Annotated in this window: 2 protein-coding genes; both read left to right on the top strand. The window is 73.4% G+C overall.

What is annotated here, in order from left to right:
* A partial coding sequence (locus tag GL263_RS27150; RefSeq protein WP_267132801.1) for a glycerophosphodiester phosphodiesterase family protein occupies nt 1–243 on the top strand: 243 nt, incomplete at its 5' end.
* 46 nt (nt 244–289) lie between these two features.
* The coding region (locus GL263_RS27145; RefSeq protein ID WP_182858378.1) for an MFS transporter at nt 290–1,052 on the top strand (763 nt) is incomplete at its 3' end.

Raw genomic sequence — 1,052 nt, 5'->3', positions numbered from 1 at the left:
GGGCGGGGCCCGGCGCGAGGCGCGGTGTGCGCGCAGGTGCCGGTGCGGCAGTCGGGGGTGCCGGTGGTGGACCGGCGGTTCGTGGCGGCGGCCCACCGGGCGGGTCTCCAGGTGCACGTGTGGACGGTCAACGACCGGCGTCGGATGATCGACCTCCTGCGGCTGGGAGTCGATGGCATCATGACCGACGACATCGAGTCGCTGCGTGAGGTGCTCGAGGAACAGGGTGCCTGGCGGGGCTGACGTTCCTCCCGTCACCGGCGCGCCGCACGGCACCATGGGGGCGTGAGTGGGCACCGGGCAGATCAGCGGGCCGGCCGCGGAGGCGGATCCGGCGGCGCGCCGCCGTGAGCAGCGCGGCTGGTACTTCTACGACTGGGCGAACTCGGTGTTCGCCACGAGTGTGCTCACGGTCTTCCTGGGGCCGTACCTGACGGAGATCGCGAAGGCGGCGGCGGACGCGGACGGGTACGTGTACCCGCTGGGCATCCCGGTGCGGGACGGGTCGTTCTTCGCCTACACGGTGTCGGTGTCGGTGCTGTTGTCGGTGCTGGTGATGCCGTGGGCGGCGGCGGTGGCGGACCGCAGCGGGCGCAAGAAGCCGATTCTGGCGGTGTCGGCGTACGTGGGGGCGGCGGCCACGGCGGGCATGTTCTTCCTGGACGGCGACCGCTATCTGCTGGGTGGGCTGCTGCTGGTCGTCGCGAACGTGGCGTACGCGGTGAGCGTGGTGGTGTACAACGCGTTCCTGCCGCAGATCGCGTTGCCGCACGAGCGGGACGCGGTCTCGTCGCGGGGGTGGGCGTTCGGGTACGCGGCCGGGTCGCTGGTGCTGGTGGGGAATCTGGGGCTGTTCCTCGGTCATGAGGCGCTGGGCGTCTCGGAGGGCGAGGCGGTGCGTATCTGTCTGGCCTCGGCGGGTGTGTGGTGGGCGGTGTTCACCCTCGTCCCGCTGCGGCGGCTGCTGGAGCGGCCGGCGATGCCGGCGGGACCGGACGCGGGAGGCGCCGGCGGGCGGCCGGACCCGGAGGGGGTGCGGGCGGCGCTGGGCC

The organism is Streptomyces durbertensis, from assembly GCF_014156695.1.
Lineage (GTDB): Bacteria > Actinomycetota > Actinomycetes > Streptomycetales > Streptomycetaceae > Streptomyces > Streptomyces durbertensis.
This window is presented reverse-complemented; position numbering and strand designations above follow the sequence as displayed.